Source organism: Paenibacillus cymbidii, assembly GCF_004764705.1.
In the GTDB taxonomy this organism is placed as follows: Bacteria; Bacillota; Bacilli; order Paenibacillales; family NBRC-103111; genus Paenibacillus_AN; species Paenibacillus_AN cymbidii.
In genome coordinates, this window is sequence record NZ_SHLX01000005.1 from 286,861 (window position 1) to 312,860 (window position 26,000).

The following is a 26,000-nucleotide window of genomic DNA, read 5'->3' on the forward strand; positions in this document are numbered from 1 at the left end:
CCAGACTTAGAGAGCTCCGATGAAGAATCAACACCAAGTTATCGAGGGTGAACTTGTTTGTTTTGTTCCCATTCATCTTCCATTTCAGCCTGATTGACCATCGTGATCGTGTTTTCCGCGTTCCAGTAAGCATGATCGTAATCGGCGAACGAATCGATGAGCCGATTGGCCATTGCGATTTCGGCGTCGGTTAACATGATGAGATCATCGTCGATAATAATCAGGCCGCTTGCATCCGCTATCGCCGACTTCCCGATAATGGTCTGGCATTCTGGCAACGGCAGCATAAAAGCATCATTCACCAGGACCGGAGCATGCCTTAATCTTGCTGGCTTTCCATTTATGGTGGTAGCATTTATTTTCAGCGTGAGTATTTGGTTATGGAGCGTAATGGTAGCTTCTTCCCCGGTTTGTGAATAGGCATATCCGAGCTTGGTAACGACAAATTCAAGTGGAATGAAAGGAATGTCTTCAACCATGACAGGCACCTGTCGGTTTGTAATCTTGCCATCATACTTGTTGCAAATGGCGGTAAACTTGCCTATCTTCATGATCAGCGAATGGTGAATTTTCTTATAGAACGCCGTCGTTTCATTAGCCAATACGATCTTCGGGTAAGCTCCCGCTTCCGATAAATCCGGATCGTTCTCCACTTTTCGGGTAAACTCCTTCACCCATTCATCCCATCGCCGGAATGCCACCGGAACAGTCGAACCTTCGATGTAGGATGGATTCAGCTTCGGTTTCGCTTGCGGAATGCACTCCTGATGCGCCAGGATATAGCTTTCCAGTTCTGTTACCTTCTCAGGGAATTGGGAGGCAAGATTGACCGTTTCCGAAATATTCGCATCCAAATCGTATAATTCATACTTTTGTTTCAAACCGCCCATTAATTCGTAGTTGACGATCAATTTCCATTTTCCGCTGTTGATTGCGGCGGATGCCGTATTACCTGGTGCCGGCACATTGGCGATAAAATTGGTGAACACACCGGCGCGAGGTAAGCTTTGTCGTTCCCCCCGCAATAAAGGCATGATGGATTCGCCGTCCAGCACCTGACCGTTTTGGCGGAATCTTTCGTCCGGCACTTGCATTTCGGCATAATCCAGCAAAGTCGGATAAAAGTCTACCACATGAATGTTCTCGCTGCAGGACGAACCAGGGGTTGTGACGCCGGGAACCTTCACAATACAGGGGACACGTATGCCGCCTTCATAAATCGTCCCTTTCCCTTGCCGCAACGGATAATTGTTCGTTGGAAAATGTCCGTCGATCGCGTCATACATGTTGCCGCCGTTATCGCCTATAAAGACGACCATTGTCCGATCGGAAATGCCGTTCGACTCCAAAGAATCCAATATTTTTCCTACTGCGTCATCCATCGTTTTGAGCATGGCGGCCATATGAAAGTTGCCGTTCTGCGGACTTTCCGGAACATGCTTTTTTCGGAAATAATCAATATACTCCTTTTTGCCCTGGAACGGCGCATGTACGGAAAAGTCCCACATTTCCAGCAGGAAAGGGTTGTCTTTATTGGCCGCGATGAATCGATCCGCCTCTCTGGCAAGACGGTCCGTAATATTTTCCCCTTCGAGAAATAAACTGCCCGTATCGAATACGTTGCCCGGAATGTGAGGGAAATAAGGGTCGTAATAGCAGCCCGGCCCTGGGACAGGCATCCCCAGATCGACATCAAAACCGCGGTTTTTCATTTGATATTCGCTGCCCACACCCAGGTGATGTTTGCCGATAAATCCCGTTTTATAACCATTCTCCTGAAAAGCTTGGCCGATGGTATATAAATGGGCTGGCAAAGCAGTCAACGATTTTTTGGTCACATATTTTTGCCAAACCGGCCCGTCGTCGCCGTCAAACTGAAACCCTTCCGTATTGTCCGGCAAATGGCCGCCTGGATTATTGATGCCGGTTCGATGAGGATATTGTCCCGTTAAAATGGCAGAACGGGACGGTGAACATAACGGATGCGCGTACGCATGCGTAAATGTCATTCCTTCGCAAGCCAAACGCTGAACGTTTGGCGTTTCATAGTAGGTGCTTCCATTCAGGGCGACATCCATCCAACCCAAGTCGTCGATCAATATAAACACAACGTTCTTGCGAACCGAGCGCAGAGAGTTATCCTTATTCATTGATTGTCCCTCAAATCTGATTTTATTGACACGTTGCGGCCATTCTGCTCATCTTCGATCCGTTTATTGTGATAGTGAATAAATCGCGCGCCCATAAACGCCACCGTACCGGGAATCAGCGCGAGCGCGGCGAAGCCGGAGAAATAAGCCAGTATTTTGTAGTAAATCACGATCATGCATATGATCAGTATCGTATCCACCGCATAATAAACCCCATATTGCGCCGATTGAACGAGCGTCGTATAGAAGGACTGTCCGGATCGTACTGCGAACGGGTAGTAAAAGAGGAAAAGAACGAACATACCGATCAGGAACAAAGCGGTCCACGCGATCGTCCGATAAACCGTCTCTCCCTCTAATGTCAGCAGGAACAAACTGCACCCGACCCCGCCGGCGCCTGCAGCCATTGCCCCAGACAAAGGCAGCCCCAATTTCCACAGTGCTGTCAATTGCCGAAAATATTCCGACGGCTTGACACTTCGATCGTCCGCGACCTTTCTCATGCTAACGCACAACGCACAGATCGCAGGGCCGGCCGTGACGACGGGCAAAAGCAGCACCACGGTCAGCAGACTGTACAGGATGACATAATGAAGGTTCCAGTAATAGCAAGACAAGCTTGCCTTGACGTATGACCAGTGAAGCCATCCTCTTGCCTGAAACATGCGATCACAACCTTCTGAAGGTGATGTTGCTTATAGCTTCATTCCGGATGCAAAATCCCCATTGATGAAATATCGCAAACCGAACAACGTCGTGAAAACAAGAGGCAAACCGCTGAGTAGAAACATTGCGTAGCTGATTCCCTGCTCCCTGTACTCTCCCTGCGTTTGATTCGTAAGCGCTCGCAAGACAGGCATCAGCGTCTGCTTGCTCTGCTCGTCGATGACGAGAATCGGCCACAAAAAATCGTTGTATATACTGCTGAAGCTTGTCACCGCTTGCACGGATATAATCGGAATGGCGAGCGGCACGGCGATTTTGGCATACATAACCCATTCGCCTGCGCCGTCCATCTTCGCGGCTTCGAATAGTTCCCCCGGCTGTTGCGACATGAACGTTCGCAGCAGAAATATCGCGCCGATCTGTCCGCCGGCAATATAGTGAAAGAGCAACGCCCACCAAGTGTTTTTGATGCCAAGATCGATCATCAGCACATAGGACGGAGTCAACGTGAGGACCGCCGGCACGATCATGAGGGCAATGATGGCGTAGAACAGCGCTTCCTTGCCCGGGAAGGAATGCCGCGTGAATACATAGGCAGAAATGGAGCTAAAGAAGACAATTCCGGCAGTCGACAATAAGCAGATCGCAATGCTATTCAACATGTTGGGCAGCAACTGGTTAAAGCCGATGGACCAATTTCCCCATTTGAATTGTTCCGGGAGCTTCCAAATCCCCATCGATATTTCATAATTCGTTTTCAGCGAAAGCAACACCGTGATCAAGATCGGCAGCAAGACGATCATGATTGTAACGACCAATATGATCCCGATGACAAGCTGAGCGCCGGGGCCATCAATGCCTTTTCCTTTGTTCAACTTTTTCCTGAGCGCCATAATGGCATTCATCGTTTTCTTCCCCTCCTCTCCTGCCGCGCTAATCCAGCGACTTGATTCTCATATTCACGAGCGTAGCCGCAAAAATGACAACGAACATCGAAATTCCCATCGCGGACGCAACTCCGTAGTTTTGAAACCTTGTCATATTGTAGTAAAGCTCCAACATCGGCGTATAAGTGGCATGTCCAGGGCCGCCCATTGTCGTTAGATAGATGCGTCCAAAATCCTGAATCGAACCGATGAAGCTAACGACGAATATAAACTTCAGTTGCGGGATAATGAGTGGGAGATCGATGGACCAGACCCGTCTCACCCAACTGCATCCATCCACTTTCGATGCCTCGAAAAGCTGTGACGATATCCCCATCAAGGCCCCATAAAAGATGATATAGGCGCCGACCCACGGAAATCCGATCAGGATAAGCCCCCAGATGGCCGAATTCGGATCCCCCAGCCACGATCGCGACAACGAGGACAGCCCGACCGAGTCGAGCAATTGATTAATCAATCCGCCGGATGACAGGATGCCGTCCGTCCAGATGAGCAATATGGCCACGCCCGGCAAGATTCCAGGCAAGTAAAGCATGACGCGCGACCAGTACTGGGCAAATTTCGAGCGCAAAGCAAATATCAACTCCGCAAAAATAACGGCCGGTATGAGCGATTTCAGCAAATCGGTCACAAGGAACACGAACATATTCCTTGCTCCTGCCAAGAAGTAAGCATTATCGATCATCGTTTTGAAATTGTCCAAACCTACCCAGCGCTTATACGCGCCAGGCTTGTAATCCATGAATGCGATCAAAAATCCATTGAAAGACGGATAATAATTAAAAACAGCGATTAAGCTCAAAGTGGGCAATAAAAGCAAGTAAGATATTTTGTGTTTGTAGAGTACGCTAGCCAACCGCGAGCAAATGGAAACGACTCTCTTTCGCACCCTTGGCGTTGCGAAAATAACGAGTAGAACAAGCGCAGCAGCGAATGCGTACCCCAAATAACGCAGGATCGATTGTATCCGAGCCGATGCCGCCCGCTGATCCATGTCTTCAATTGAATAGGACAGTACACGATTGTCCGCACTCAGATACGTGAAACGATCCGGCTCGAACGACGGACTGAATTGGCTGACGGTTTCAGGAAGTTTTGTGCGGGACAGCTCTTTGCCGTTTCCGTTCAGCACAATGACGGTTCCATCAGATACCGCAGCGATCAAAAGATCGTGTTCCTTTGAAAATACGATGGATGTCAACGGACTTCCCGTATTCACTTTCCAGGAAAGCCGAAGCTCATTGTCAAAGCGGTACACTTGCCCCTCGCGGTCCGCCACATACAAAGACCCGGTCGTTTGTTCAAAGAACGCATCTGCAGGTTCATAATCCAGCCCGACGCTTCTTTCGATCTGGCCGGACTTGTTCAATTCGTGAATTTCCCCGTTGTTCGTAATAAAGATCGCGTTTGCGTTCGAGTCGTTCAGATAAAGAAACGGAACCGCCGCGCCCGGGTCTGTGCGATACAGTTCTTTTCCATTCTGATCGTATAAAAAGAGATTGTTTTTTAATGCCGACAGCGAACCTGCAACCGCCATATAATGCACTTCCTTGTCGGCGGCAATGGCCGTGGGGCGATAACCTACATCTACGCGAAGCAGCTCCTTGCCCTGCTCGAGCCCGAGCACATACAGTTTGCGATCATCCGATCCGACCAAGAGCCGCTCTTCCGTCGCCAGCATGTCATTGACCGCTCCATCGGTTGCAAATTCCCACCTGACCCCATTGCCGTCAAATGCGATCACCTTGTCATTTCGCAGCCCGGCAGCGAATCCCATTCCTTGTTTGAATGAGACCAGTTTGTTCACATCTGTCCCCGGAACGACGTTTTCTTCTAACGGGGAAAACGTACCTGAAGGCAGCGCGACTTGCAGCGACAAGGTGGCGATGAGCATCAGCGCAAGCAGCGCTCCGATCCCATAAAGTTTTTTCACGTTTGGCTCCTCGTCTTTCCGTAACATCACGGCATGCGCCGATCTGGACCATCCAAATCGGCGCATGCCGCCTCCTCGCGATCAACGTCTATTATTTCGCCGGGTTCTTGCTGACAGTATCGAGCGCATCTGGACGATACTTTTTCAGTTCCAGCCATCTTGGAATGGTTTTCACTAACGATTGCTGCAAGGAGTTCGTGAATGTATCCAAGTCGATCTTCCCGAAGAAAAATTGCTGCGACAAATCCTGGAATTCCCGCACGCTCTGCTGCTCGTCGTTCAAGCCGCGGGAGAAAATAATCAACGGGTTGCGATTGAATCTGCTGTTGTCCACCTCGAGCGCCATCGGGCCGAGCGTGTCTTTCCACTTTTGCGGAAGCTCGACGCCATAGACGAGAACCGAACCGCTAGGCGCCACATTGGCATCGCTCAAAGCCGCAAACCGCACTTTCTGCCCTTCCGGAGAAGCGAAGAACATCAAGAAGTCCATATTGAGATTGTTTTGTTCCTTGCTCTTGTTGATGGCTCCCATGAATCCGAGGTTTCCCGCTTGCTTGCGTACATATTGGACCGCCGTTTCCTTGTCTGTCATCGGCGGATCCCAGAAATAACCCAATTCAAATTTATTGGCTTGGTTTTTCATCACGTTTTCGAAATTGGCGGCAAACGAAGACAAGTCGATATACATAGCCGCTTTCCCTTGAATAAACATATCCTGGGCCTTTTTGCTATCTACCTCGAAGAACGTTTTATCGCCGGTATACTTGGGAATCAGCTTGTTGAAATTGCTGTACATGGCCTTCGTTTTCGGGTTGGCGGCTCCGATTTCGCCGCTCTGCAGCGCTTTGACCACCTTAAGCGTATTGAAGTTCGCTTTCTCGTCATTAAATTTGTCTTTCACGTCAAATTTCCAATTGCCGTCGATTTCCGGGTCGAAACAATAATCGTCTTTCGTACAGTGGAACTTCTCCTCCATGTCCTTCCAATACTGGTCATTGTATCGAAGGAGCAGCCAGCCCATGGTGCCGGTCCAGAAACTTTCGGCATTTCCGGGAAGGGCGATCGGTTGATAGCCTTTATCCAGTATTTTTTGCGAAACTTGAATCAGTTCATCCCAATTGGTCGGTGGAGTTACGCCGGCATCCTTAAAGATGTTTTTGTTGTAGAACCACGGAATTTGAAACGAGTCGATACTGAGCGTATACGTTTCGCCATGGGGACCATTTGGAGTGTATGCGGCCTTATCCATCATTTCTTTCCAGTTCTTTTTCCCGTATGGATTCGTCTTGTTCAGGTATGCGCTGAAATCGACAAATTTGTTTTCGCCGAAATAGCTGGCTGCCGTATTATTGACGACTATATCCGCCGATGTATTCCCACCCGCAATTTGCGCGTTCAACCAATCGGCATATGTCGCGCTGTCCTTATCGTCGATGGTGATTTTGACATTCGGATTAATCTTTTGATACGCCTGCGCAATTTTCTCCCAGGCCGGTTTGGCCGTCCCCATCGGAAAACTTAGATTGATTGTTCCGCTCAATTGCGCAGTTGGCGTGGCTGACGCGGCTGGCGTGGACTGCGTGCTGCTCGTTGCGCTTGGCGACGGTTTGCTGGAGGAAGCATCCCCAGCGGTATTCGATTTGGAACAGCCTGTTGCGACTAGAGTCAATGCCAACATCGTCGTGCTGAAGCTCTTCAAAATGACCTTTCCGTTACTCAATGTTTGACCCTCCCAGTTTCCATTCATTGGCGAAAGCGTTCCCAATTGCGATCGCTAATTGGATAAATAGCCTAAATAAATGATAATAAAATTATATTTAGATGTAAATAAACTTAATACTAGATATATAAGTCTTTTTAAGTCTTTTTGACAAGAACACTACCATCCATTATAGTAGATAATAATCATATTCGGTATATATTGAGGTGTTTGTTGTGACAGGTCCGTTGTATAAGCACGTGTATCAAAAAATTAAACATCAAATCCATACCGGGAAGTTACAAGCGAATGCCCCGCTTCCCAATCAAGTAGAGCTCGCCAAACAGTTTCAGGTTAGCGAGGTTACCGTCAAGCGGGCATTGCAAGACCTTGTGAAAGAAGGGTTGATCGTCAGATATCGGAAAAAGGGAACCTTCGTTAATCAACAAAATCACCCTTATCTGCCGTTCGCCGAACATGCCGTCAAAACGATTTATTTGGTCCATTCCGCCTATACCGGCATTTATGAATTAAATAATGTGTTCATCACGGACATGATTGAAGGCATTATGGAAGTGACTCAGGAGCGTGGCTTGCAATTCCGGATTTGCAATGAAAACGAAGTACACGACATTGTGGACCCGCAAGAGTTCGGATTCATCCTGCTGTCCGATTCGTTCGATGTGCAAGTAATGGAGAAGTGGTGCGCGGAGAACAGGCGGATGATCAATGTTCATATGTATTTTCCCCATTTGAACATTCCCTTTATTATCGTGGACAATTATACAGGTGGATATTTGGCGACTCAGCATCTTCTATCGCTCCAGCACCGCCGCATCGGCATTATTTTACCTGAAGGCAAGCACGGCGACATCAATCAGGAATTCAACTTTCGCTTGCAAGGCTATGCCCTCGCAATGGCACAATATCGAATCGAGCAGGATCCTTCGCTGATCGTCAAAATTTCCAGAACAACGAACGCGGAGGATGTCGGATATGAAGGCTGCAAGAAGCTGCTGGCCTTCCAGGACCCGCCGACAGCCATTTTTGCGACAACTGATCACATCGCCTTCGGCGCCATTCGTGCGATCAAGGAGCACGGGATGACCGTACCTGGAGATATTAGCATCATCGGTTATGGCGATTCCCCCATCAGCAAATATTTGACCCCCAGTTTGTCATCCGTGCAACAAAATACTCGTTTGTTAGGCAAACGGGCAGTTCAAACGCTGCTGTTTGAATGGGATGGAAAGCCGGATAATGAACGGTTAAAACCGACACTTATCGTACGCGAAAGCACCGCCCTTTCCAGGACGGCGCTGATTTGAACACGAGTTCCCCGCTCAAAATAAAATTTCAAGTTCCAGAATCAAACGAAGAAGAGCGACACCGCAACCGTTCCGCGGCATTGCTCTTCTTCTTATTTGCGGGACATCAGAGAAAAGCTAATTTCCGAGCAGATTAACGAAGGCAGAAAAATAGAGATAATGTCCATAATCGTTCGGATGGTTAACATTATTCTGAAGCAGGCTTTCCGACGTCTTACCTGCAGCCAGCTCCAGTTTCCATATCGGTTGAACGTCTGCGACACCTATTCCATAATGTTCGCCGAGCCGGCGTATTACATCGGCATATTCGTCCATTCTCCCGCTTGTATAGCACCATAGAGGGTTGGGCTCACAAGGAGTTACCAGCAGAATATCCGTGTCCCCGTTTGACCGAATGGTTTCGATCATATGTCTGAGATTTCGTTCAAAATCCGATGGAGGAACGCCAACACTGTGCTCGTACTGGTTCTGGTCGTTCATCCCGTAACCGATAGAGACGAGATCCGGCTGCAGAGGGACAACATCGCTTGCCGCTCTGCTTGCTCCTCCTTCACTCGTTTCTCCACCTTTCGCTTTATTCACGATTCGGATGTTTCCCTCAGGAAACAGGTGGCAGAGGTAATCGGCGAAACGGCGGAAGTATGCAAAGCTCTCCTGACTAGCTTCTGCACCGGTGCTGATACTATCTCCATAAACGACGTAGACAACTTCTTCACCCGTCTGTAGCTTTTTGGTCACTCTCGGAAGAAGAGTCGATAGTTTGTTCATCACACTGGGAATACTCGGATCAGCTTGTTCCGGTGTATAATCATATTCCGCATAAACGGTGAAAGCACCGTTTTTAAAGTCTGGATATTTCGCATGGTCGAAACCAACCAATCCGTACAATGGATGAATGGACCAATCCGCAATGTGACTCCCTGTCAGTCTATGAATAGAAGCGTTGGTATAGTCAACAGCATAATCGAGTCCTTCGACATATTCGATCAAATCAGGGTTCGCCTTGTCGGCATTGCTGAAGACACGCACGCGTGCCCCCGGCAGGGGGCGTCGTCTTAAGGGCAATGCCTCTTCCTTCACGAATACAAAAGCTTCTGTTTGTTGTTGAACTCGCATGTGAGTCCCCCCTATTCGATCATCCATTCATGGACTCCAAGGCTAGTCCCGCTCGACCAGTACAAACTGTGCGCCCCCAATAGTGAAGTTGGCATTCGCCCCCGCCGAATTGGCGTTCAGGGAAAGGGTGAGCGTACCTGGACTCGTCACCGTAACGACTCCGACTAGGTTCCATCTGGAAACGTCCCCCATTGCTTGTATTTGGCTGATGCGCAGTTCAGCCAGCGAATGATCGAACGTAACCAAGGCAGTCCCGGCACTCTTTTTAACAAAAATATCCGTCAATCCGTCAACGCCACTACTCCCTTTTGCGGATCGCACATTCGCATAAACATCGAAACGCTGTTGTGACGATACGTAGGGGATGGAAATTGACGCAAGCGGCGTGTCGACGCCAGCACTCGCCGCCACCAATGCCGCATTGGTGGCCGAATAAAACGGTGACCCAAATGTATTGCCCGTGCCGTTATCCGTATACAATTCTCTCGTTAAACTTCCATTCGGGCTTACATTCCGCAGATCGTTGCGGTAGACGCGGTTACCGGACGATCCAGCCTGGGCTTCCACCACATAGGTGGTGTCGCGCCCAATATTGTCATACACTTGCACGTTTTCGGTGCCCGAAGCAAGCACAATGCCTCGGTATTCGTAATTGGCGTTGGTTAAAGAGGTATTGCGAACCAGGATGTTGTTCGCTACTATGCCATCCTTAACATTGCTCAGGGCGATCCCGATCCCATTGTTTACAATGTTCGGTCTCTGGTAGATCAGATTGTCTGTGATGAAAACCTGCTGTTGATCGGTGATGTCGACACCGCGGAATTGGGCATTGATGTGATTGTCCACCAAAGAAACCTGCGGACCGGCCTTGGTTCCCGAAATATGGCCGAACACCCCGTACTTAACCGCCACGAGGACGCTATGATGAACCTGAACGCCTTCGACCGTATCGAATTCGACCGCTTTTTCCGCGTAATACACCTGACAGTTATCCACCTTGAATACCGACCCTTTACCCGCATCCGACGATGTGACTTTGAAGCCGAATGACGAAAGAAGATCCGTCTCCTGGGTGGTGCCATTATACATACCGTTAAAATAAATGTTAGAGAGGTTGACGTTGATCGTTTCATTAGCCCATATGCCGCCGTCCCACCCTGCTACCGAAGGACCGTCAAATCCGGACACGTAGGGATCGACCAGACCGTAGATATTGATATTGTCGAAGTGAGCCATCTGACGGGTGCCATTTCCGCGAAGGTGCGCGGGGCGTTCGATGAGTTGGGCCGACCCGTCCAATTTGATCGCCACCGACGTTCCGGCGGTGTCATTCGTTCTGAAATCAAGATTCTGCACATCGGCAAAATCGGTCAAGGCCTGAGACAGCTTGATCTCGATCCCGTGTGAGGTCGCATTTTTCCAATACAGGACAGACGCTCCAGGACCATCGCCATAAAGCGTCAAACCGCCGCTCCGTACGGCTTTTCGGGACAGTTCATACACCCCTTTCGGGACATAAACATCGCCGTTGAAATTGATCGCCGCCTGAAAGGCCTCATCATTCGCCGCAGCCGAATTGGTCGTGGCCGCGCCAAAGTCGGTGATCGACGGCCTCCTGTCGAATCGGTCCACACGCGCCCAAGCACCCGATGCCCCTGTTACGTCGCTGGAAGGGGTAACATAGAATCCTCCCAACGGATCGAAGTGCTGCTTGACAGTAACCGCAGCGGTGCCGGTCAAGTCGATCTTCGTACCGGCAACAGCATTGGCAAAGCTTGTCGCAAGCTGGAAGTTGTCGGCATCGACCGTTATCACGTAATAAATCGTGTTGGTCGCCAGACCATTGACCGCGCTTGTTGTGAAGAGCGCCATACCGGTGAACAAGCGATGGGAAACGCTGGTGATCGTGTCCGTGCTGCTATTGACCGCTGAAGATACGATCCACGCCCCGGTAAGGGTACTGGCTACGCTTGCTGCATTCCATTCGAACAGCCCTCCGCGTCCGTCGCTTTCCTGCAGGTATGCAACACTATCCACCGTGCCATCCAGCGCCAACATGGCCGTGCGATCGGCAACAACGACATAAGTATCGGCAAAGACGGATTTTTTCGCTAAGGCCCCGGCAATCAGGACAACCATAACAATACTCAACACTTTCAAGCTCATACGGATTCCTTTTATGCTTTCCTTACCAAAAAACATCTCAATCCCTCCTTGTATATTGATCGAACTAGTGAAATTGTGCAACTCTCGCCCGCCTCTCATGATAGCGGGTGTTCTTTACCACCTCCTTTCGTACAACTTCGTACTTCCAGGTGCTACTGCTTCGTCAAGCATCGAGCAGCGGCAGTCCAAAATAAGATTGGCTCTCGTTCCACTTGTCCCGCAAGCCGGCCGCCACGATAAAGCCAACGGGCGGAAGCAATCGATCGTGACGATCGATGTAATCGTTTACCAAAGTCAGTAACTGCTGCCGCATATGCGCCTTCTCAGGTTTGTCAATCAGGTTGTCCAGTTGAAACGGATCGCGGATATTATCAAACAGCAGATAACCATCATCGTCGATATGGCGCGCGAATGTATACGCTTTCGTTCTGACGCCTCTCCATGGCCGAATTCCCTGCTGTTCGGCGATATGACAGCTCATATGTTCAAATATGTAGCACGCCTCCAAACCGTTTGCCGCCTTATCGACAAACAGCCGATGCAAATCGCGGCCGTCCACATCCGTGGGGAAACGCAGGCCTGCCAAGCCCAGGAGGCTTGCCGGCAAATCGACCAGCCCGATCAACTCATCCGAATGCCTCACGACCGTCTTGTCTTTCCAATACACGAGCAGCGGAACCTTGATCGATTCGTCGTACGGAAGCTGCTTATCGAAAAATCCGTGACTGCCGACCATATCGCCGTGATCGCTCGTGTAAACGACAATCGTATTGTCAAGCTGACCCGTCGCTTCGAGCGTCTGGATCAATCGGCCGAATTGTTCGTCAAGAGCCGTAATATGGCCATAATAAGCACCGTACGTTTGACGTATCTCTTCTTTGGTCAGCATCTCCTCTTGGGGAAGATGGGGCATCGCAAACGTCGTATTGCGGGTTTCTTCGACATTCTCCCTCAATCGCAAGCTTTTTTCCGAATAGCGGTCCAGGTTGGATGCAGGCTGCTCGAAGTATGGGAAATGAGGCGTTCCCCAGGATAGTGTCAAAAACCAGGGTTGATCGCGGTTGCGCTGAATGAAATCGATGGATAAGTCGGTTTGAAGCTCCGGTTCGTAGCCTTCATGCCAGAATCGTTCGTTATCCTCATTCTCATAATAAAATTTCAAATAGCTGTGCGCGCAGTTGCATACTTTCCATTCCTTAAAGCCGAGTCTGTTGTCTCCCGCCGGGATAGGCGTTTCCCGCGGCACGCCGGCCAGATGCCATTTGCCAATATAGCCGGTCCGATAACCATGATCGGCAAAAACATGCGCGGTACTGGTGACATCGGTCTTTATTGGCAAATCGTTGGTTACGGCGCCATGGCGGAGTGGATACACCCCTGTAAGCAACGTTCCCCTCGACGGTACGCATAGTGGCGAATTCGAGATACAGTTAGTAAATACGGCAGCCTTTTCCGCGAAAGCGTCGAAATGAGGCGTAACAACGTCTTTGTTTCCATAACAACCGAGGTCGCACCATCTGTGCTGATCGGAAAAAATAAACAACACATTCGGCCTGACCGATGACTCTGTTCGATCCACGACGGTCTCATCTCCCAACCATTGGCTATTCTTTCAATCATTCTTGCGATTTGATCTTCTTCGAGCATTATAAAGTGTAATATTCACTTCGAAAGCTTTCTTTTTAACACTTGCAGTCGATGTAATAATACATATAGATCGATCTTATAACATGAAATAAAAGCGTGTATATAGACTTTAATGTTTATATTAAAGTCTTTTATTTAAAATTAAGTCCAATAATTATCGTTTAAATGGAGTTGAGCATGCCAAATTGACTCGGGGAACCTGAACCAGTTAAATAGAACCGAACGAGCGTTATGTCGAACGCTGGTCCGGTTCTTTTTGTTCTTTTTTCGCTTCTCCGAGCTTCTTTCGTTCGATATGAGCCGCTCCCCATTGGTGTAAAGCTTCCAAAATCGGGGTCAAGCTCTTGCCGTATTCCGTAATGGAGTATTCCACTTTCGGCGGAATTTGCGGATAAATAACGCGTGTAACGATCTCTTCCTCCTCTAATTCCCGCAGATGGAGGGTAAGCATCCTTTGCGTGATATCGGGTAGCATTCTTCTTAATTCATTGAACCGCAAAGGTTTGCCTTGAAGCAAATAGTGGATGATAATCGGTTTCCATTTACCGACGATCGAATCCATCGCCACTACGAATTGACACTGGTCTGGATTCTTTTTCATTTTACCCGCCCCCTTACAGTACCTTTTTTAATACTATACCACATTATTGTGCCTACTTAACATAAGTAAGTAGGTAATTTATAATCACCATAGAAAGCGTATTGATTCCGATTACAGAAAGGAAGTTTTGATTAATGGCGACTGTACTTTATATCACCGCGCATCCCCTTGATCCTCATGCATCCTTCAGCCTAGCGGTAGGCCAACAATTTATTGAGGCGTACCGCGAGGCCAATCCGGCGGACGAAATTGTTCATTTGGATCTTTACAAGGAAAATATTCCGCCATTCGATGCCGATGTTTTGCGCGGGTGGGGAACACTTCGGGCGGGTTTGTCTTTCGATCAATTGTCCGATGCCGAACAATTAAAAGTAGATCGTCTTGGAGCGATCGTTGACCAATTCGTAGCTGCCGATAAGTACGTATATGTGTCCCCGATGTGGAATTTCTCGATCCCGCCCGTTTTGAAGGCATACACGGATGCGACTTCCATACCGGGGAAGACATTCAAATATACCCAGAATGGTCCGATCGGCTTGTTGCCGGACAAGAAAGCCATCCATATTCAAGCTAGTGGTTCCGTTTATTCGGAAGGTCCTTTAGCTCCGCTAGAGATGGGATACAGCTATCTGAAGAAGATATTACAGTTCTATGGAATCCAATCCATCGAGGTGATATTCGTGGAAGGAACGTCATTATTATCCGCTGAGGAGGCTCCGGCATTTAAAGAAAAAGCAATCGCACGCGCCAAGGAAGCTGCCAAACGTTTCTAATAGAAGCTCATCTCCCGCCAAGCGGATTAAGTAAGTATTTTAAGATGAAGAGCTCTTATTTTGCACAAAACACAGGCTGCTTCAGCAAGCAGCCTGCATATCGTTTTCATTATGATATTTTTTTCGAGCATCCGTTTGCAATCCGGGACAACCCTCACTGCACTGCCGCTGCCACGACTGCTGCCTACAGAATGTCAAACCGGTCTCGATTCTCTTCCACCCATTCCGCAAACGACTTCATCGAAACGCCATATTGCCAGGTATCCTGCATATCGAACCCGAATCCGGGGAATTCCTCCAACCACTCCATGAAATAAGTCGTGCCTTCCAGCATACCGCGTTTCCGGGTTTCCTCGCTGCCGACGGTTTCGAAAATCACTTTTTTGTCAAGCACCCGACTGAGCGTCTCGGCAATCTCCGTCATGGACAGTTCGTCGCTTGCGACATTGATATCCTTGGCGTGAAACTTCTGCGGATCCTCGAAAGCTGCGCGGGCGAATCGGGCCGTATCCTCCCCCGAATTCAGCTTTAACGGCGTGTCTCCTTGCATCGTGCCGAACAAAACGCCATTGTTCAATTCCGGGGCCATGACAACCGAATTAGGCGCCACGAAATTTTCCATGAACCAGCATGGGTGCAAAACCGTCCAATACCGGAAGCCTCCGTTTCGGACAAGCTCTTCGATGTCGTATTTATTGTCCCAGGTCTGGGTCATATACGGATATTTATCCCAACGCGGAAAAAAATTGCTGCCGGCGACCGAGGTATGCACCACTTGTTCGATTCCGGCGTCCCTGGCGGCTTGCACCATATTGGCGGCGTTCCGAGGCTCGATCGTCAGGTCGTACGGATCGGCGTACTGCACTGAAAAAATCGCCGCCACACGACGCATCGCTGGTCCGAGTGATGCCGGATCGGCCAAATCTCCCCGGATCACTTCCGCACCTTGGGCGGCCATCGCTTGAGCGGGCGCCGACTCCGGGTTCCGGGTCAGGATACGCACGCGATGACCGTGCCGCAACAACTCGCGGGCTACGTTGCCGCCTTTGCGTACCTGTACCGCCGATCACCAATATCGTTCTCGTTTCCTTCTGCTCCATATCTGATCACTCCAATCGCATCGAATAATCGAATTATATTACCGCGGTAAAGTTAAGTCAATACCACAGTAATGTTTTGTTGCACAAAGGAATCAAACAAAAAAACGCCCCCTCAATTGAGCGGAGCGTCAAACCTGCTACTTCTCTCTTTTCACGATCAACAAAATTTCAAATCGCTTCCTTGTTTCCCCCAGAATATCGTAGCTGCCGCCTGTCATGGCCCAATTCAGAATAACCCCATTGGCCAAATTGCACATCGTGTCAAGCAGGTCCTCAGCGCTCGCCGGATTGTGGATTTGGCCCGCGTCTTTGGCCCGTTGAAGCAGCGTAGGAATAATGCTTCCGAGCAGCGCGGACTTGCTCTTGTCGAGAGGAAGGATTTGATTGCGCAGGTGAACCCGGTAGTTTTCCTTTGTCATCTCCACTCCCGATCGAACGATGTGCTTCACGAATATTTCCATCGCTTTCATGACCTGCTCGGCAAAATCGGTTACGGCAAGAAGGTTCAACAAATCGTCATTGGATACGAGATTGTCAAACGAGAAAAATTCGGAAATCAACTCGTCCTTGGATTTGAAATGGTAGTAAAACGCGGTTTTGGTCACATTGATTTCTTGACAAATCTGATTGATCGTCACGTTGTCGAAACCATATTGATTAAACAATTTTATGCCTGCAGCTAAAATAGCGTCTTTCGTTGCACCTCTGGCACTCATATTCGCTTCCAACCCCTTTGCCCCATTATAAAACATTTATCAGGGAAAATGAATTACATTACCGAAGTAATGAAATTTATTATAACAGTATTGACAATGTTTTAACTTGGTAATATTATGTTTCCTAGAATCGCAATTCGTTATGAGCTCATAAAGAAGGATGTCGGCGAATTCTAATACCAAGTAAGTTGATTTGAAATCTAAGTTATACAATCATGAGGAGGAATCGAACAATGAAAAAAGGATGGGGGATTGCTCTCCCGCTGGTGTTGGCGCTATCCGTCGCCGCATGTGGCAATAGCAAGAGCACAGAAGGCACGGCGGCCAAACCCAAGACAATTACCGTCGGTCTGGTTAACGGCATTCCGAAAATCAGCGTATTGGACGAAAAAGGAAAATGGCAGGGCTACGATTATGAAACGCTTGTCAAAATTGATGAGCAGCTGCCGCAATATGAATTCAAATACGAACCGATCACCGATTTCCAGGCCGCTTTCGTCGGGCTCGACACCAAGAAGTTCGATATTCTTTCGGTACACGCCAGCTGGACGGATGAACGGGCGGCCAAATACCTGTACAGTGAAGCGAGCTATTATGAAAATACCGGCTATACATTAAAGGTCAAGAAGGGCTCCCCTATTGTCGTTAAAAGCGAAACCGACTTGGGCGGTTTGAAAATCGCGCTAGCGCCCGGCGTTTCCGTAGCCAGCTACGTAGAAAAGTACAACGCGGCTCATCCCGACAAGAAGATCCTAACCGTTTGGGACACCGGTACGGTCGAGCAGCAGCTGGCCAATCTGAAAAGCGGCGCGATCGACGCGCTGTTCGGCGAAGCGCTGAACGATAAAGCACTGCTGGAAGCCTACGGCAAGGATGCGTTCGATATCGCCGGCAGCAATCTGTTCTACGACCCCGGCAAAAAAAACGGCACGTATCTTCTGTACAACTACGGCAGCGAATCGCTGCGGAACGAGATTGACGCCGCCCTGGGCAAGCTGTTGAAAGACGGCACGCTCGGCAATCTTTCCAGAGCGCTACTCGGCATCGACGTCACCGTAAAACCCCAATAAGCGGCATACGGTCCGCTCGTTCGTGCTGAACGGGAATCGGCTTCTCGGCGCGAGCGGGCGTGAAGGAAAGGTGATTATGGATAACGATTTCTTCTCGTTCGAACGGATGGCGGAGTATTTCCCGAAAATACTTTCCAAATTCCCGGTTTCGCTCTATGTGGTCGTTGTCTCGACCGTATTGGCGCTTGTCCTCGGGACCATTGTGGCGGTAATCCGCATCCGAAAGATTCCGGTACTCCATCAATTGGCAGCCGTTTATATTTCATTTACAAGAGGTACGCCTCTACTCATTCAGTTGTTCCTGGTGTATTACGGTTTGCCTCTGCTCTTGCAAGCGGCATTCGGCAGCAACGTCGCATCCGGCTGGAACAAATTGATATTTGTGTTTCTGGCATACGGGTTGAATGAAGCCGGGTTTCTGGCGGAACACATCCGTGCCGCCATCCTGTCCGTTCCGCGCGGCCAAGTCGAAGCGGGGCATATGGTGGGGCTTACCGATGCGCAAACGTTTCGCAGAATCGTGCTGCCGCAGGCGTTCCGGGTGCTATTGCCGGGACTTGGCGCCATGGTCGTGGGGATGCTTCCGGCAACCGCACTCGCTTATATGCTAGGCGTCGTCGATATGATGGGGATGATTACCATCCTCAGCAACAGCTCGTATCATTCGCTGGAAGGTTATGCGGACGCCGCCCTTATTTTTGTCGCATCCAGTATCGTGCTTGAGAAAATCTGTTCGATCCTGCTGAAAAAATTGGATTACGGCAGAAAACCGGCGGATGGATCGCTATGAACATCAAGCCGGAATATATCGTCGCCGCTTTCAAGAACGCCTTATCCTATATCCACATTACACTGCTGCTTACGCTGGCGGTCGTCCTCGTCGGATTGTTGTTCGGCGTCATGGTCGCGGCCCTTCGGACTTACCGGATTCCGGCGCTTTCCCATGCTGCCGACGCGTTCATCATCGCGTTCAAAGCGATTCCGATCAATTTGATTTTAGTCGTTTCCAGCATTCTTTTCGTAACGCATTTCGATCGAATCGTCGGATTGCTGCATTTGACCGTTACGATACGGGATGTCAACCGCGTCTATGTCGGTCTATTCGCGCTTTCCTTGCCTGTGATCGCCCACATGAGCGAGTATATACGCGGTTCGCTTCTGTCGGTGGACAAAGGCCAGTACGAAGCCGGCTATATGGTAGGAATGACTTTTTTCCAGACGTTCAGGCGCATCGTATTTCCGCAAATGATGGTGGTGTTCGTGCCTTCTCTTACGGGAATCGTTATTGCGCTGATGAAGTCGACGTCCCTCGTGATCCTGATCGGAGTCGTCGATGTGCTGAACGGCGCTTTGAAATACGCCAACTTGTATTTCAGCTACTTCGAAGCGTATTTGGCCGCCGCGCTGGTTTATTGGGGACTTAGTCTGATCATTGAATGGTTGGGCAAAGCATTGGAGAAGAGTATCGGAAAATACAGGGGTGACGCCTCATGATCGAAGTCAAAAACGTTCGTAAATCGTTTGGAAAAACAGCCGTTCTGAAAGGCGTGAACATACGGGTCGATGAAGGCGAAGTCGTCGTCATTCTGGGTGCGAGCGGCTCCGGCAAAACGACTCTCTTGAGATGCATCGGCTTCTTGGACAAAGCCGACCAAGGCACGCTCACCATCGGAGACAAGACGGTCGGGCTGAACAAAGCGAAAAAACGGGATATTTTCGCGTTTCGCAAAAAAACGGCGTTCGTATTCCAGAATCATAATCTATTCCACAACAAGACCGCGCTTGAGAACGTGACCGAAGGCTTGATCGTCGGGAGAAAACTACCGAAAGCGGAAGCCGTTGCAATCGCCAGAAACGCGCTAGCCAAAGTAGGGCTAGCGGATCGGCACGATTATTATCCGTCGCAGCTTTCCGGCGGACAGCAGCAGCGCGTCGGCATTGCGAGAGCGGTTGCGCTCGGCCCGGAAGTGATCCTGTTCGACGAACCGACGTCGGCGCTGGACCCGGAATTGATCGGCGAAACGCTGGCGCTGATCAAAAAAATCGCCGTGGACGGCATCACGATGATGATCGTCACGCATGAAATATCGTTTGCTCACGACGTGGCCAGCAAGGTCATTTTTATGGATGGCGGCGCCATCGTGGAGGAAGGCGCCCCCGGCGATGTGTTGGTCAAGCCGAAGGAAGAACGCACCCGGCAGTTCCTGAAACGAATTTTGGAGCCTGTCGAATTTCACATATAATGCGAGTTCAAAATGACACTTTTCAGCACCGAGACTGGTCGTTCGCCTGACGGCGAACTGCTCGCCAGCCGACTTTTTGAACTACCTCATATAGGGAGCTGCTCAATGACGATCCGTACCCACATTATCGGACAATCCTTTACCTCGGCCCCCAGAGCCGAAACCGCCGACCTTCTCGAAGCGGCCACAAAGGCTCACCGTTATATCGAGCGATTTCGCGTATCCGGTCCGGACGGCTGTTATTGGGTCGATACGCCTGATGCCGAGCCGGACCTTGGATTTGAAAACGGCGCTGCGGGCATTGCCTATTTTTATTTGGCGTTATTCGAGTCCACCAACAACAGCGACTACGGGCGATTGTCCAGCGAAGGCTTTCGCTACATCCGCCGGCACTGGCGGAAGCAATTGCGAATTCGTCATCCATATGCGAATCAGCATTTTGAGCTGAATGTCAATTCAGGCATAGGAAGCATTGCGAGCGCACTTATCACGCATTACGAAGCCACTAAGGAAGCCGCCAGTCTAGCGGTTTTGCGGGAAATCGCCGACTATTTCGCCGACGCGGCCGAACGTAATAAGGGAGATGTACGTTGGACCGGGCTCCCCTACTATGCCTTGGGGGATTCCGGCATTGCCCTGCTATTGCTTCGAATGGCCATCGCGCTGAACGACGAATCGTTGCGTTCGCTCGCAATTGCGTCCGCCAAAACGATAGTCAACAGCCAAACAGCCAGTCCCCGGGGCGGCAAATCGTGGGATGTTAAGCCCGACGGTTATCCGTACAGTTTTCCTAATTTTGTGATCGGCACTGCAGGGATCGGTTATGCGATGTCCGTGTTCTATGATTATACGCAAGACGAGGCTTTTCTCTTTTCGGCCAAGTCGGCGGCGGACTACCTGCATGCCTTAATCGTCCCCTTGGACGAAGGGGCGCTGGTCCCGCTGATGGACGATCCGCAGGACCGGACATTTTATTTGGGCGCCTGCCACGGCGCAGCCGGAACGTCGAAGCTGATCTACCAGTTATATATAATGACCGGCGAAAGCAGATACAAGCGTACGATCGAGGAAATGAGCCAAGGCATCCTTGGCCTCGGCGCGCCGGAAGTGCAATCTTCCGGCTATTGGAATAATACGTGCGTATGCTGCGGAACGGCCGCGATACTTCAGCTATACATCGCTTGGTACATGGTATTCGGGAACCGGCAATACCTCGATGTGGCGATACGCTGTGCCCAAGTGCTGCTCGGCGAAGCTGAAGAAGTCGGCAACGGAGCAATTGCTTGGCCGCTTGCGGAGACCCGGCTCGAGCCGGATACCATAACGTTGAACAAAGGATATATGCACGGTTCCGCGGGCATCGCAAACACGCTGCTTCAGTTGTACCAAGTGCTGAACGGCTCTGTTCATTGGCATCGGCTGATGGACGATCCCTATCCGGAACACTTCGAACCAAACCGAACAAGAGGCGATTCCAATGAACCTGCTCATTAAGAATGCCAATGTGTTTAACGGCAAACAAGCCGCGTTGCAGAAACATGCAAACATCGTCATCGAGCATAAGCTTGTCAAAGCAATCGTCGGCGGATCGGTTGCGGAGGACGTTTTCGATGTGGTTTACGATGCGGGGAACCTAACCGTCATACCGGGATTGACCGACGCCCATGTGCATTTGTCCATCACCGGCAACACGCTGTCGGACGGCTGGCGGATAGACGAGAAGGCCGTCCGTTCGGTGCGGTTCGCGAAGGAAATGCTGCTCCGCGGCTTTACAACTGTGCGTGATGCGGGCGGCATCACCTTCGGCCTGAAGAAAAATATCGACAACGGTTTTCTTGACGGCCCCAGAATCCTTCCCTCCAACTCGATGATCTCGCAGACGAGTGGGCATGGCGATATCCGGGCGAGTCATGCGGAAGAACGAATTACCGACGGAATCTATGCTTCCGCCGATTTGAAGAGCCGATTATCGATCATTGCGGACGGTGCTGAAGAAGTGACCCGCGCGGTCAGGGAACAGTTGTTTCTGGGGGCATCCCAAATCAAGATTATGGCGGGCGGCGGTTTCAGCTCCGCTTACGATCCGATTTCGACCGTACAGTTCAGCTTGGAAGAAATGAAAGCGGCCGTCGGTGCGGCCGCCGATTACGGCACCTATGTAATGGCGCACCTGTATACGCCGCAGTCCATGCAGCGCGCGGCCCAGGCAGGTGTCAAATGCTTCGAACACGCTACGCTGCTCGATGAAGCGACAGCCCGAATCGTAGCCGACCTGGGCATCTGGATCACGCCGGGCCCCCAATTGAGCAGGGCGTATCCGACGGATGGCTTGCCGAAATCGTCCATCAAGCTTATCGAACGTTTTCGCGAAGGCGAAAAAAACGCAACCGAGTTGATCGATAAATACAATCTTCCTATTCTGTATGGCACTGACGCCTTCGGCGATGTCCAACGAGCCGCTGATATTCAGCATGACGATTTCCGAATATACAAACAGCGGTTCGGCAGCTTCCGCGGCATCGTCGCGGCGACCGGAAATGTTCATGAACTCATCAAATTTTCCACATATCAAAATCCGTATCCGGATGGGAAAATCGGCGTCTTGGAGGAAGGTTCGTTTGCGGATTTGCTCATTGTGAACGGAAATCCGGTTGAGGATCTGGACGTTTTGGCGGACGCAACCAATATTCGATTCATCATGAAAGATGCGGTGGTTTATAAGAATACGCTTTGAGCCCGTCACGTTCAGCAGGGCTGATTGTCGATAGAAAATGACTCGGTTCCTTAACCTGCCATTGAATCCGCCACCTGCACGGCTTCCTTGACGATCATCAGTCTTAGCGGGGTTCGACATGCAAAATGGCTGGAATCAGCGGACGTTAACCGTCTGCACGGCACACCTCGAAGGATTCGCATAAGTTAATAAACTGAACATGTGTTATATTTTCATTTGCCCTTGTGGCCGTCACAGTACCATTCACATGTGGCAACAACTTAACTTATAAAGTCAAAGAAGACCCGATCATAAATGATCGAATCTGATACTGAATCTTACTTATAAAAGTAATCCAGAATTACAAACACAATACCAAGCAGATTACAATCATTGTAACCACCGACCCAGTCGAAGCAAGATCAATCCCGAGTCGCATCATAAATCTTTTGCGCCAAATACGCCGGTCGTGTACGCGTATCCGTAAAGTGGTCCCCATCGCCAACGATTAGGCGGAACAGACCGAGTCGCATTGACATATGGGGATTCCAACCGTAGCCCTCCCCTTGAGGCATTACATTATCTTGATAGAAATATACATAACTTTTGGGGGTTTGCAGCGCGTAGAATGCTTTAAGATCCAGTTTCTCGAAAAGCGGTTTAGCCGGTTCCGGAGCAACACTTGTATAAAATAGTTTCGCATCCTCGGTAGTGGCCGTATTTACGAACAAAGCTGGAAACAAGTCAAATGGAAGCATGATGGTGTCGTCATTCGACATGGCTCTAAGCTGTTCAAAACCTTTTTTCGTTTGAGGCGGCAATTCGTCAACAACCGATTCTCCATCTTTTAATACGAACGCATCCCAGAAGACCAAACGTTTAATGCGATCGGGTATCTGTTCGGCAACTTTTTGGATGACTGTTCCACCGAAGCTATGTCCAACGAGAATAAAATCGTGCAAGTTCAAGTGTTTAATATAATCAACGACAGAATTCGTAATCATGTCATGCGTGACATTTTTATTTGGATCCGATCCATGGCCTGCGTATTCCGGTGTATAGACTATGTTTCCTTGATTACGCAGCACTGCGGCAACTCCGTCCCAAAAGTGAGCGTCGGCCCAGGAACCATGCACAAGTACAAAGGTTAGCCGTTGAGGTGCCATTGCCCGATATCTTCCTCCAGAATCTTGAGGATATTGCCACCAAACCTGCCTCGGTTCGGTATATGGGTTATAGTACAATCCCTGAGGCATAAACCGATAATTAGGATTTGGAATATAATCCCCTGGAGCATAAGGAAACACGAACAACATCCTCTCATAGACGACATAATTGAGCATATGCCTATGGCGCCTTAAAGATTCACATTCCAAATATAGCAACGGCCGATGATTCCAGGTCCAATGATATATGCCGAGTGTACGGAAGGTAAACAATTGACACTCCAATAGCGATCCATTTCTTGTTGCGGAATTACTTCGTTGACGGCTTCATACCTTCTTCCCCCACACATCGCATTTAACCGTAATAACCATGCCCAATCCTGTAGAAGTGAATTTATATGCTATTACCTATTCCTCGTTGATTTCAAAGTGCTTTTATGAGTATTCGCACCTTCAAATACCGTTCTCCCTCAGATTACTGTCCAGGGCACAATCCAATGTATAGTGATGTACTCACGTTAAGCATATCATTAAAAAGTTGTTTGAAAAGAATCAATCCATCCATGGCTAGAAAAAAATCGAGTAGGCCCATGCGCATTTGCATGAGCCTACTCCAGGACCGACGTACGAGTCGTCGCATTCCGGCTATATTCCATAATTAATCAGAAAACGAAGCCCGCAAACCCGCGTGGCTTAGTTTTTTTTTTGCTTCAGATTTAATTAAATCGTTTGCCGCGGCAAGTAAAGCGATAAACAAAAGAAGGTAAAGCAAGTCTATCAGCCCCCAAAGAAGTGATAACTTTTCTTATAGAAATGCCATGTTAACCAATTCAGCTCTTACGCTAAAATAAGTGCAGAATACGAAAGGAGTGATAACATTAATGAAACGATTGAAAATAGGTATGATCGGACTTGGTGAAGTCGCGCAAATTATCCATCTGCCGATCCTGGAAATGTTGGGCTGCAAATATGAAATCGCCGCCATTTGCGACATTTCGGCCAGTCTGCTCTCCTACATAGGCGAGAAATACAAGGTTCCCGATAGCAGCAAGTACGGCGACTACCGCGAGCTGGTCAAGCAGCCCGGACTCGATGCGGTGTTCGTCCTGAATAGCGACGAGCACCATAAGGACTGCGCGGTTACCGCTTTGCGCGAAGGGCTGCATGTGTTTGTGGAAAAGCCGATGTGTTTAACGAAAGCGGACGCGGAGTCGATCATCCGGGAGAAGCATGCATCAGGCAAGCAAGTCATGGTCGGGTATATGCGCCGTTTCGCACCGGCTTTTCGCCTGGCGCTCGATGAAGTAATCAAGCTGGAGAAGATCAATTACGTGCACATCCGCGCTATTATCGGCAGCAACCGCCTGTTTATCGAACAGAGCAGCGACGTTTACCGTCCGAACGACCTTCCCGCTCATCTCGGAGAGGAACGCGCAACGAGAATCGAAGCACAGCAGTTGGAAGCGCTCGGAGAACATACTTCGGCGGAAAAACGCCGGATGTATGGTCTGCTGAGCGGCTTGGGCTGTCACGATTTGTCGGCGATGAGACATATGCTCGGTATGCCGAGGGGCGTCATATCCGCCGTGGCTGCAGGGAACTTTTGGCACGTCCTATTCGATTACGGTAGCTTTATGGCCAGCTATGAGGTTGGCACGGATCGTCAGCGGCGTTTCGATGCGTACATCGAAGTGTTCGGGCCGGAGAAAACGGTGAAGGTGCAGTACAATACGCCATATATCCGCCAGCTTCCGACGGCTCTGCACATCCAGGAAACCGTCGGGGATAGCCACAACGAAAGCGTGGTGCGTCCGACATTCAAGGATGCTTATGTCGAAGAGCTGGAGCATTGGTATGAGGTTGTTACGCAGGGAGCGGATCCGGTCACGACGGCGGAAGATTATATGCAGGATCTGGAGCTGTTCCGCATGATCGTCGACCGTCTGGTTGCGGTGCAGCCGTGAGC

20 protein-coding genes and 1 pseudogene are annotated in these 26,000 nt (G+C 49.7%); 9 read left to right on the forward strand and 12 right to left on the reverse strand.

Translation table 11 applies throughout. The features are described from left to right. Positions 1 to 38: 38 nt before the first annotated feature. From EXY20_RS09720 to EXY20_RS09740, 5 genes are all read right to left on the reverse strand, one after another. Positions 39 to 2,150: a sulfatase-like hydrolase/transferase gene (locus EXY20_RS09720; RefSeq protein ID WP_135550253.1), complete on the reverse strand. Its 2,112-nt coding sequence runs from the start codon at positions 2,148 to 2,150 to the stop codon at positions 39 to 41. Then, on the reverse strand, positions 2,147 to 2,815 hold the full coding sequence (locus EXY20_RS09725) for a hypothetical protein (RefSeq protein WP_135550255.1): 669 nt from the start codon (positions 2,813 to 2,815) through the stop codon (positions 2,147 to 2,149). The genes EXY20_RS09720 and EXY20_RS09725 overlap by 4 nt, the downstream gene beginning before the upstream one ends. A 30-nt stretch (positions 2,816 to 2,845) precedes the next feature. Then, complete coding sequence (locus EXY20_RS09730; protein ID WP_135550257.1) at positions 2,846 to 3,721, reverse strand: carbohydrate ABC transporter permease; 876 nt, start codon at positions 3,719 to 3,721, stop codon at positions 2,846 to 2,848. Positions 3,722 to 3,749: 28 nt separating this feature from the next. Next, on the reverse strand, positions 3,750 to 5,696 hold the full coding sequence (locus EXY20_RS09735) for an ABC transporter permease subunit (RefSeq protein ID WP_167859122.1): 1,947 nt from the start codon (positions 5,694 to 5,696) through the stop codon (positions 3,750 to 3,752). A gap of 91 nt (positions 5,697 to 5,787) precedes the next feature. Further along, on the reverse strand, positions 5,788 to 7,443 hold the full coding sequence (locus EXY20_RS09740) for an ABC transporter substrate-binding protein (protein WP_135550261.1): 1,656 nt from the start codon (positions 7,441 to 7,443) through the stop codon (positions 5,788 to 5,790). A 188-nt stretch (positions 7,444 to 7,631) separates the two neighbouring features. Between EXY20_RS09740 and EXY20_RS09745 the strand changes: the two genes are divergently transcribed. Then, a complete protein-coding gene (locus tag EXY20_RS09745) occupies positions 7,632 to 8,723 on the forward strand; it encodes a GntR family transcriptional regulator (RefSeq protein WP_135550263.1) in 1,092 nt (363 codons plus the stop codon). Between the two features lie 117 nt (positions 8,724 to 8,840). On the opposite strand, the gene EXY20_RS09750 is transcribed toward EXY20_RS09745, so the two are convergent. The 4 genes from EXY20_RS09750 to EXY20_RS09765 form a co-directional block, all read right to left on the reverse strand. Next, entirely contained in the window at positions 8,841 to 9,839 is a 999-nt protein-coding gene (locus tag EXY20_RS09750; RefSeq protein ID WP_135550265.1) for an SGNH/GDSL hydrolase family protein, read from the reverse strand. 42 nt (positions 9,840 to 9,881) lie between these two features. Further along, entirely contained in the window at positions 9,882 to 12,041 is a 2,160-nt protein-coding gene (locus tag EXY20_RS09755) for a right-handed parallel beta-helix repeat-containing protein (protein ID WP_167859123.1), read from the reverse strand. 127 nt (positions 12,042 to 12,168) lie between these two features. After that, positions 12,169 to 13,584, reverse strand: coding sequence for a sulfatase family protein (locus EXY20_RS09760; protein ID WP_167859124.1), 1,416 nt, complete (start codon positions 13,582 to 13,584; stop codon positions 12,169 to 12,171). A 297-nt stretch (positions 13,585 to 13,881) separates the two neighbouring features. Further along, positions 13,882 to 14,253, reverse strand: a complete 372-nt coding sequence (locus EXY20_RS09765) for a winged helix-turn-helix transcriptional regulator (RefSeq protein WP_135550271.1) — start codon at positions 14,251 to 14,253, stop codon at positions 13,882 to 13,884. Between the two features lie 134 nt (positions 14,254 to 14,387). Here EXY20_RS09765 and EXY20_RS09770 point away from each other — a divergent pair, with 134 nt between their 5' ends. Then, positions 14,388 to 15,026 carry an FMN-dependent NADH-azoreductase gene (locus EXY20_RS09770; RefSeq protein WP_135550273.1) on the forward strand — a complete coding sequence of 213 codons (639 nt, stop codon included), beginning with the start codon at positions 14,388 to 14,390 and terminating at the stop codon, positions 15,024 to 15,026. A gap of 184 nt (positions 15,027 to 15,210) precedes the next feature. Here EXY20_RS09770 and EXY20_RS09775 read toward each other — a convergent pair. Next, positions 15,211 to 16,062: pseudogene (locus EXY20_RS09775) on the reverse strand (NmrA/HSCARG family protein); the annotation flags it as partial. Positions 16,063 to 16,263: 201 nt separating this feature from the next. Continuing rightward, positions 16,264 to 16,854 (reverse strand): TetR/AcrR family transcriptional regulator, encoded by a 591-nt coding sequence (locus EXY20_RS09780; protein ID WP_167859125.1) that lies wholly within the window; start codon positions 16,852 to 16,854, stop codon positions 16,264 to 16,266. Positions 16,855 to 17,075: 221 nt separating this feature from the next. Here EXY20_RS09780 and EXY20_RS09785 point away from each other — a divergent pair, with 221 nt between their 5' ends. From EXY20_RS09785 to EXY20_RS09810, 6 genes are all read left to right on the forward strand, one after another. Further along, entirely contained in the window at positions 17,076 to 17,912 is an 837-nt protein-coding gene (locus EXY20_RS09785; protein ID WP_167859126.1) for a transporter substrate-binding domain-containing protein, read from the forward strand. A gap of 76 nt (positions 17,913 to 17,988) precedes the next feature. Continuing rightward, a complete protein-coding gene (locus tag EXY20_RS09790) occupies positions 17,989 to 18,702 on the forward strand; it encodes an amino acid ABC transporter permease (protein ID WP_135550290.1) in 714 nt (237 codons plus the stop codon). Further along, the gene (locus EXY20_RS09795; RefSeq protein WP_135550293.1) at positions 18,699 to 19,406 is read left to right on the forward strand and encodes an amino acid ABC transporter permease; all 708 of its coding nucleotides are present in this window, start codon (positions 18,699 to 18,701) and stop codon (positions 19,404 to 19,406) included. Before EXY20_RS09790 ends, EXY20_RS09795 begins: the two co-directional genes overlap by 4 nt. Continuing rightward, positions 19,403 to 20,155: an amino acid ABC transporter ATP-binding protein gene (locus tag EXY20_RS09800; protein ID WP_135550295.1), complete on the forward strand. Its 753-nt coding sequence runs from the start codon at positions 19,403 to 19,405 to the stop codon at positions 20,153 to 20,155. Before EXY20_RS09795 ends, EXY20_RS09800 begins: the two co-directional genes overlap by 4 nt. Before the next feature lie 12 nt (positions 20,156 to 20,167). After that, positions 20,168 to 21,649 (forward strand): lanthionine synthetase LanC family protein, encoded by a 1,482-nt coding sequence (locus EXY20_RS09805; RefSeq protein ID WP_135550297.1) that lies wholly within the window; start codon positions 20,168 to 20,170, stop codon positions 21,647 to 21,649. Then, positions 21,633 to 22,889 (forward strand): metal-dependent hydrolase family protein, encoded by a 1,257-nt coding sequence (locus tag EXY20_RS09810; protein WP_135550299.1) that lies wholly within the window; start codon positions 21,633 to 21,635, stop codon positions 22,887 to 22,889. Before EXY20_RS09805 ends, EXY20_RS09810 begins: the two co-directional genes overlap by 17 nt. Before the next feature lie 401 nt (positions 22,890 to 23,290). Here EXY20_RS09810 and EXY20_RS09815 read toward each other — a convergent pair whose 3' ends face one another. Beyond that, positions 23,291 to 24,211, reverse strand: coding sequence for an alpha/beta fold hydrolase (locus EXY20_RS09815; protein ID WP_235885495.1), 921 nt, complete (start codon positions 24,209 to 24,211; stop codon positions 23,291 to 23,293). Positions 24,212 to 24,915: 704 nt separating this feature from the next. Between EXY20_RS09815 and EXY20_RS09820 the strand changes: the two genes are divergently transcribed. After that, the gene (locus EXY20_RS09820; protein ID WP_135550301.1) at positions 24,916 to 25,998 is read left to right on the forward strand and encodes a Gfo/Idh/MocA family protein; all 1,083 of its coding nucleotides are present in this window, start codon (positions 24,916 to 24,918) and stop codon (positions 25,996 to 25,998) included. Positions 25,999 to 26,000: the final 2 nt, after the last annotated feature.

Excerpts from the sequence above, each read along its gene's own strand:
- EXY20_RS09755 (WP_167859123.1), bottom strand. The coding sequence starts at position 12,041 with ATGTTTTTTGGTAAGGAAAGCATAAAAGGAATCCGTATGAGCTTGAAA.
- EXY20_RS09765 (WP_135550271.1), bottom strand. The coding sequence starts at position 14,253 with ATGAAAAAGAATCCAGACCAGTGTCAATTCGTAGTGGCGATGGATTCG.
- EXY20_RS09785 (WP_167859126.1), top strand. The coding sequence starts at position 17,076 with ATGAAAAAAGGATGGGGGATTGCTCTCCCGCTGGTGTTGGCGCTATCC.
- EXY20_RS09730 (WP_135550257.1), bottom strand. The coding sequence starts at position 3,721 with ATGAATGCCATTATGGCGCTCAGGAAAAAGTTGAACAAAGGAAAAGGC.
- EXY20_RS09815 (WP_235885495.1), bottom strand. The coding sequence starts at position 24,211 with ATGCTCAATTATGTCGTCTATGAGAGGATGTTGTTCGTGTTTCCTTAT.
- EXY20_RS09790 (WP_135550290.1), top strand. The coding sequence starts at position 17,989 with ATGGATAACGATTTCTTCTCGTTCGAACGGATGGCGGAGTATTTCCCG.
- EXY20_RS09795 (WP_135550293.1), top strand. The coding sequence starts at position 18,699 with ATGAACATCAAGCCGGAATATATCGTCGCCGCTTTCAAGAACGCCTTA.
- EXY20_RS09740 (WP_135550261.1), bottom strand. The coding sequence starts at position 7,443 with ATGAATGGAAACTGGGAGGGTCAAACATTGAGTAACGGAAAGGTCATT.
- EXY20_RS09770 (WP_135550273.1), top strand. The coding sequence starts at position 14,388 with ATGGCGACTGTACTTTATATCACCGCGCATCCCCTTGATCCTCATGCA.
- EXY20_RS09750 (WP_135550265.1), bottom strand. The coding sequence starts at position 9,839 with ATGCGAGTTCAACAACAAACAGAAGCTTTTGTATTCGTGAAGGAAGAG.
- EXY20_RS09805 (WP_135550297.1), top strand. The coding sequence starts at position 20,168 with ATGACACTTTTCAGCACCGAGACTGGTCGTTCGCCTGACGGCGAACTG.
- EXY20_RS09725 (WP_135550255.1), bottom strand. The coding sequence starts at position 2,815 with ATGTTTCAGGCAAGAGGATGGCTTCACTGGTCATACGTCAAGGCAAGC.
- EXY20_RS09810 (WP_135550299.1), top strand. The coding sequence starts at position 21,633 with ATGAACCTGCTCATTAAGAATGCCAATGTGTTTAACGGCAAACAAGCC.
- EXY20_RS09720 (WP_135550253.1), bottom strand. The coding sequence starts at position 2,150 with ATGAATAAGGATAACTCTCTGCGCTCGGTTCGCAAGAACGTTGTGTTT.
- EXY20_RS09820 (WP_135550301.1), top strand. The coding sequence starts at position 24,916 with ATGAAACGATTGAAAATAGGTATGATCGGACTTGGTGAAGTCGCGCAA.
- EXY20_RS09800 (WP_135550295.1), top strand. The coding sequence starts at position 19,403 with ATGATCGAAGTCAAAAACGTTCGTAAATCGTTTGGAAAAACAGCCGTT.